Origin of the sequence: Laceyella putida, from assembly GCF_042665195.1 — a bacterium.
Classification (GTDB): domain Bacteria; phylum Bacillota; class Bacilli; order Thermoactinomycetales; family Thermoactinomycetaceae; genus Laceyella; species Laceyella putida.
The window spans coordinates 382,413-388,412 of record NZ_JBHTBW010000006.1 but is presented as its reverse complement, the minus strand read 5'-3'; the positions used below and the strand labels follow the sequence as shown (position 1 = coordinate 388,412).

The window sequence follows — 6,000 nt, the reverse complement described above, 5'->3', positions numbered from 1 at the left end:
GCATGTATTAGGCACGCCGCCAGCGTTCATCCTGAGCCAGGATCAAACTCTCCGTTAAAGGTCTTAGCGCTAAGCGCCAGACTTGAGGTTTGAGTCTATGCTCATTGGTAACACCGAAGTGTCACATTGAATTGACAGGTCACGTTCACTCTTTAGTTTTCAAGGAACACTTCATTTTGTTCAACTCACCGCTCGTTCGCGGCGACAAATAAGATATTACCACCATCTTTTACACTCGTCAACACTTTTTTTCATTTTTTCTTATGAAATAAAGATCAGTTTGACCACCACAAGATAAAAAACCCCCGGCGCCCCCAATATGCCCGCTGCAAAAGCGGTCACCGGATTAATGGGAATATGGAAGTGCGCAAACTGTCCGACCAAGTTGATCAAAAACAAAACCAAACCGCCGATGGCAGAGTACAAAAAACCACGCCATATCCAATACAACGGTTTGGTGACGGAACGATTGATCAACATAAACACCATAACCGCCCCAACCAACGCCAACCCCCACCACTTGATCTCCAACATCTTCATCCCTCCGCAATAGACAAGCTATTCTCATACCTATGTCCCCAACTTCAAAAATATCCCACCAGCCCACTTCCGCTCATGTCGACCAAGGTCGCAATGGTGTTGTTGAAACAATGAAACAAGATCGGCGCCCAAAGGTTCTTTGTCCAACTTTTAAGCAAGGCCAACGCCATTCCCAACAAAAAGAGGGTGGGCAATAACGGCACATCGATGTGAAACAAGGCAAACAACAGCGCCGATGCCATCACTCCCACGCCTGCCCCCCAATCCTTCGTCAGCCAATCCTGCAAGAATCCCCGAAACAGGATTTCTTCCGCCATCGGCCCAATCAATCCAATCGCGATCAATTGCAAAACCACCAAGAGTGGATTCAGCCCGCTCGCCTGTTTAATCCCCTCGCTGATGCTGTCTTCACGCCAGGATGACAGCTCCAATGAGCAGACATCGGCAAACCACTCGGTCAAGTGGCGATCCACCACAAACACAAAGAGGAGATAAATGCCAATGACAGCCAAAGGAACTTTCACCCAAAAGGCCGAATCCAACTGGACAAAGCCGATTTGCCGCCATCTTCCCTTCAATATCCAAGCTGCGGACAAACACATCCAACAGAAGGGAAGGTATGGGGTGAACAAAGATAAAGCCATCGCTTCACCCAGTCCGGGAAACAACAGGAGCATCAGAGTGAAAAACAAATTGAAGGTCTGAACCCAAGCCGTAAAGTAAGCGATATCCCTCGCCTGGAGTGTCGATTCCAACAACCTTTGTTCATGGGTGAACCGTCGCAAACACCCACACAACACAAAGACAAAGCTGCCCACCAACACAAGGATCGAACAGATTGCCATCACCAAGGCCAAAGGGGCAGAAGAAGCTTCCGCCGGCGTGATCAACCAGGTCCCATGCGGGGTCAAACGCCACTCCAATGAGGCAAATTCAAGGGGAACCATAAGAAAAAACATTGCGCACAAACACCAAGCCACCCCGTGTCGAAGCTGATCCACTATCGTCCATCCACCATTTAGCATATTGATCAATATTCGTTCACCCGCTTTGAAAAAAATAAGAGCGACGCCCCTTTCCAAGAAAAAGAGTGTCGCTCTACTATATGCGCGGGCTTGTCAGATTAAACCTCACGTCTGCCTTCCAGCGCTTTCGTCAAGGTCACCTCATCCGCGTATTCCAAATCACCGCCCACCGGCAACCCATGCGCGATTCGCGTCACTTTCAATCCAAACGGTTTGATTAAGCGTGACAGATACATGGCCGTGGCTTCTCCCTCAATGTTGGGATTGGTCGCCAAGATCAATTCCTGCACGCGATCATCTTCCAAACGCTTCAATAACTCAGGGATTTTCAATTCTTCGGGCCCGATTCCCTCGATGGGGGAAATCGCCCCATGCAACACATGGTATAACCCGTTGAATTCCCGCGTGCGTTCCATCGCCATCAAGTCTTTGGTATCTTGAACCACGCAGATGACGGAACGGTCCCGGTGCTTGTCTGAGCAGATATAACATGGGTCATGATCGGTAATGTTTCCGCAGATCGAACAGGTATGCAGATCGCGTTTGGCCCGAACCAAGGCTTTGGCCAAATCCAGCACATCATCCTCTTCCATCGTCAACACATAAAACGCCAATCTTTGCGCTGTTTTGGGGCCGATCCCCGGCAGGCGCATAAATCCTTCAATCAGTTTTGATATTGGTTCAGGCACATACAACGTTCGCCACCCCTAGCTTTTTCACTAGAACAGTCCGGGAATGTTCATCCCGCCCGTAAATTTGCCCAGGTCTTTCGCCACAAGCTCATCGACTTGTTTCATTGCCTCGTTAAACGCGGCCGTAATCAGGTCCTGCAACATTTCCACATCATCTGGATCAACCACTTCCGGTGCGATCTCAATCCCTTTCAACTGCTTGTGGCCGTTCATCGTCACTTTCACCACACCGCCACCCGCGGTGCCCACCACTTCTTTTTGCTCCAGTTCTTGTTGCGCTTTCGCCATTTCCTGTTGCATTTTTTTCACTTGTTTCATCATCTGGTTCATATTACGCATCATAAGGATTTGCCTCCCCACACTAATTTTGGTCAATCACTTTCACCAGTTGTTCACCAAACAAACCAATAGCCTTCTTAATGATATCATCTTGCCCGCTTGGTTCATCGGGTTCCTCCGGTTCATCTTTCGCCTGTTTGCCATGCCGGTTCATAAATTCTTGCCACTCCGGCATCATGATGGTTTTGAGTCGCATCGGCGTTCCCATCGCTTGCGCCATCACTTGTTGAATCCAGTCTTTATGTTTATTCTCCACTGTCTCACAGTGGATTTTGCTGCGGAAGGCAACGACAACGGTATCTTGCGTCGCCCCTACCACTTCGCCATCCACCAACCAGGCGTGCACCATGATCTTGTCTTCTTTGACCCGATGCAAGACTTCCGGCCAGACACGTCTAACCTCCTTCAACTTTTCAGCGGACAACCTTGTGAACCATTGCTCATTCAAGGAGGTAAACCTTGGTTGGCTTTTGCCAATAGCCGGCTGTTTTGGGCTTTCCGGTGTGGAAGGCGCGGTTCGCTCAGCAGACGCGGAGGGAGCTGCTTGCAACTTGCGCAGGGCTTGCTCCAGCTCACGAATCCGCTCTTCCAACTTGGCTACCGGAACAGAGGCGTCTTGTTTTGCTTCAGACTCCCCCGCTTCAATCAAACGAAGCAACGCCATTTCCAACACAATCCGCGGATGGGCAACCCATTTCATCTGCTGCTGGTAATGGAGTAAGAGATCAAGCATCTGTGTTAAACGTCCGATGGAAAGCCGTTCGCTCAAACGCGGAAAAAGCTCGCTATACCCTAAGCTCGATTTGACTCCTTCCAACTGTGGCGCCGTTTTATATAACAGAACGTCCCTAACTGCATGAATGAAATCCTGAATCAGCTTTTCCGGTTCCATTCCGGCCATGACGGCTTCATCCAACCGCTTCAACGCCTCGGGAACGGAAGCATCCGCGACCGCTTGGAGCATGTGGAGCACGATCTCCTTTGACACGGCCCCGGTAACGGCCATGACGGCTTGCTCATCCAATCGATCCCCGGCAAAGGCCAAGGCTTGATCCAACAGGCTCAAGGCATCACGCATGCCGCCATCAGCCGCTCGCGCTACCGCATATAAGGCTGTTTCTTCATAGGAAATCCCCATCGATTCGCATATCAGTTTCATGCGAGCGACAATGTGTTCAAAAGAGATGCGGCGAAAAGAGAAACGCTGACAGCGGGAAATGATCGTCGGAGGAAGTTTGTGCGGTTCCGTCGTTGCCAAAATAAAAATCACATGTGTCGGAGGTTCTTCCAATGTCTTCAACAGGGCATTAAACGCCTCCGTCGTCAACATGTGCACCTCGTCAATAATATACACCTTATAGCGCACTTCTGTCGGGGCATACTTCACCTTGTCCCGCAGCTCGCGGATTTCATCCACCCCGCGGTTGGAAGCGGCGTCAATCTCCACCACATCCATGATCGCGCCTTCCGTAATCCGCTTGCATGCTTCACACTCGTTACACGGTTCGGGCGCAGGGCCGTGCACACAGTTAACCGCTTTGGCAAAGATCTTGGCGGCACTGGTTTTCCCTGTGCCTCGCGGGCCATTGAAGAGATAAGCATGAGAGAGATGCTTCTCTTTCAAGGCATTTTTGAGCGTTTTTGTCACGTGTTCCTGCCCAACTAAATCTTCGAAACGTTGCGGTCTCCATACCCGATATAATGCCCGATAGGACACAACCAACACTCCAGCCTTCCCCATGCGGGGCAAAATCTGATGATCCTTATTATCATACTACACTGACTCTCTTTTTTCCAAAAGGCGACATTTCGCAGAAACAACAAAAACCCACCATGAAAGTGGGTTGAAACGAAATCAGAGAAAACCACATCCATTTGTTCAAAAATCACCCCCGGCCCGATCCCGATTACCACCACCAGAATGTGGTTATTCCGGTTTCATCCCCAGGGGCAAATAGACTCGCATCGTCGTCCCCGATTCGCTTGAGTCCGGCTCGATCGTCCCCCCTAACTCCAGCAGGATTTGACGGCAAATCGGAAGTCCAAGACCCGTGCCATTCTCTTTCGTCGTAAAGAATGGCTCGAAAATTTTCTCTCGCACATCGTCGGGAATTCCCGTTCCCGAATCAATAATCTCCACACGCAATTTCCGCTCCGATACCATCGTGGCCAAACGAATGGTCAGCAGCCCCCCTTGTTTCATCGCTTCAATCGCGTTTTTGCACAAATTGAGAAACACTTGCTTCAACATCTCCCCGTCAGCGATGACCACCGGAAGGGGGGAGACACTCTTCTCAAAAAAAACATCTATATTATGTAATAAGGCCTCGTTTTTAATAATGGGCAAGATCTCCCTTAGGACTTTGGTCACATTCACAGCGCGCAAATCTGTTTGGCGAGGTTTGCTCAACAGCAGGATTTCGCCGACCAAGTTGCTGATCCGTTCGATTTCTTTCAACATAATCTCGATATAGCCGCATTCCTTGCCTTGCCCGTCATCTTTCAACTTGTGTCCGATCACTTGTAAGAACCCTTTTATCGCCGTCAGTGGATTGCGAATCTCATGCGCCGTACCGGCTGCAATTTGTCCAATGGTCGCTAAACGATTGTTACGTCGTACCTGCAATTCCAATAATCGAAGCGCGGTGACATCCTCTATCACCAACATGTACCCTTGCAACCGAAGCTCATGATCCTTGATCGCTTGCATCCGGAGCGTGAGATACCGCGCCTCCCCCTCATCATGCCACTCCCACTCCATCTCTCGTCCGTCTTGGACGGAATAAACAAATGACGTCAACCGTTCTTTTTCATGCGCATGCAAGCCCAGCTGAGCTACCAATTCCTCAAATGAACGATAAAGCACCTGTGCGCGATCCAATCCTAACAGCGCAGCGGCCACAGGATTGATCTCCAACACCTGGCTACACTCATCCAGCACAATGATCCCAAGATGAATCTTCGATATCATCTGGGCGGTCATGCGCTCAACCGTTGTCATCGGATAAAAAGGCAGGTACTGGCAAGATGGATGATCAGCATGTTCTATTGAGGTTTTCATGTTCATATTAATCATAATCGCACCGCCACATCGTCGCTTCCCTTCTTCTCTTGTACTCGCTTTTCCAGCGTGAATACGGTTCTTGCACAAGATGTCGCCTCGGACAAGCCGCTGATTCGGACTGTTGCTATCCATCGCTGACAGATATCAAACGTGCCAAGTGTCATTCGCCCGTCTCGCTACAATCAAGAAAAACAGGACGAACCCCTCTCGGTACGAGTCACCTCCATTCGCGACACATTTATGATTCGAACTTTTTTGTCAAAATTGTGATATTTTCTAATTCGCCGTTTTACATTTTCTTCCTTCAAGAAAATGGGCTTTTTTTACATTTTACCGAACA

At 49.5% G+C, this 6,000-nt stretch carries 6 protein-coding genes; all 6 read right to left on the bottom strand.

All coding sequences use genetic code 11. The features are described from left to right. Positions 1 to 261 precede the first annotated feature (261 nt). Positions 262 to 534, bottom strand: coding sequence for a pro-sigmaK processing inhibitor BofA family protein (locus ACFQNG_RS03570; RefSeq protein WP_379863463.1), 273 nt, complete (start codon positions 532 to 534; stop codon positions 262 to 264). Between the two features lie 50 nt (positions 535 to 584). Further along, positions 585 to 1,541 carry a CPBP family intramembrane glutamic endopeptidase gene (locus ACFQNG_RS03565; protein WP_379863462.1) on the bottom strand — a complete coding sequence of 319 codons (957 nt, stop codon included), beginning with the start codon at positions 1,539 to 1,541 and terminating at the stop codon, positions 585 to 587. A gap of 122 nt (positions 1,542 to 1,663) precedes the next feature. After that, complete coding sequence (gene recR / locus ACFQNG_RS03560; protein WP_379863461.1) at positions 1,664 to 2,260, bottom strand: recombination mediator RecR; 597 nt, start codon at positions 2,258 to 2,260, stop codon at positions 1,664 to 1,666. 24 nt (positions 2,261 to 2,284) lie between these two features. Next, positions 2,285 to 2,596, bottom strand: coding sequence for a YbaB/EbfC family nucleoid-associated protein (locus ACFQNG_RS03555; RefSeq protein WP_379863482.1), 312 nt, complete (start codon positions 2,594 to 2,596; stop codon positions 2,285 to 2,287). A gap of 22 nt (positions 2,597 to 2,618) precedes the next feature. Beyond that, positions 2,619 to 4,313 (bottom strand): DNA polymerase III subunit gamma/tau, encoded by a 1,695-nt coding sequence (gene dnaX, locus ACFQNG_RS03550; protein ID WP_379863480.1) that lies wholly within the window; start codon positions 4,311 to 4,313, stop codon positions 2,619 to 2,621. Positions 4,314 to 4,523: 210 nt separating this feature from the next. Then, positions 4,524 to 5,672 carry a two-component system sensor histidine kinase NtrB gene (locus ACFQNG_RS03545; RefSeq protein ID WP_379863460.1) on the bottom strand — a complete coding sequence of 383 codons (1,149 nt, stop codon included), beginning with the start codon at positions 5,670 to 5,672 and terminating at the stop codon, positions 4,524 to 4,526. Positions 5,673 to 6,000 lie beyond the last annotated feature (328 nt).

Excerpts from the sequence above, each read along its gene's own strand:
- ACFQNG_RS03570 (WP_379863463.1), bottom strand. The coding sequence starts at position 534 with ATGTTGGAGATCAAGTGGTGGGGGTTGGCGTTGGTTGGGGCGGTTATG.
- ACFQNG_RS03555 (WP_379863482.1), bottom strand. The coding sequence starts at position 2,596 with ATGCGTAATATGAACCAGATGATGAAACAAGTGAAAAAAATGCAACAG.
- ACFQNG_RS03545 (WP_379863460.1), bottom strand. The coding sequence starts at position 5,672 with ATGATTAATATGAACATGAAAACCTCAATAGAACATGCTGATCATCCA.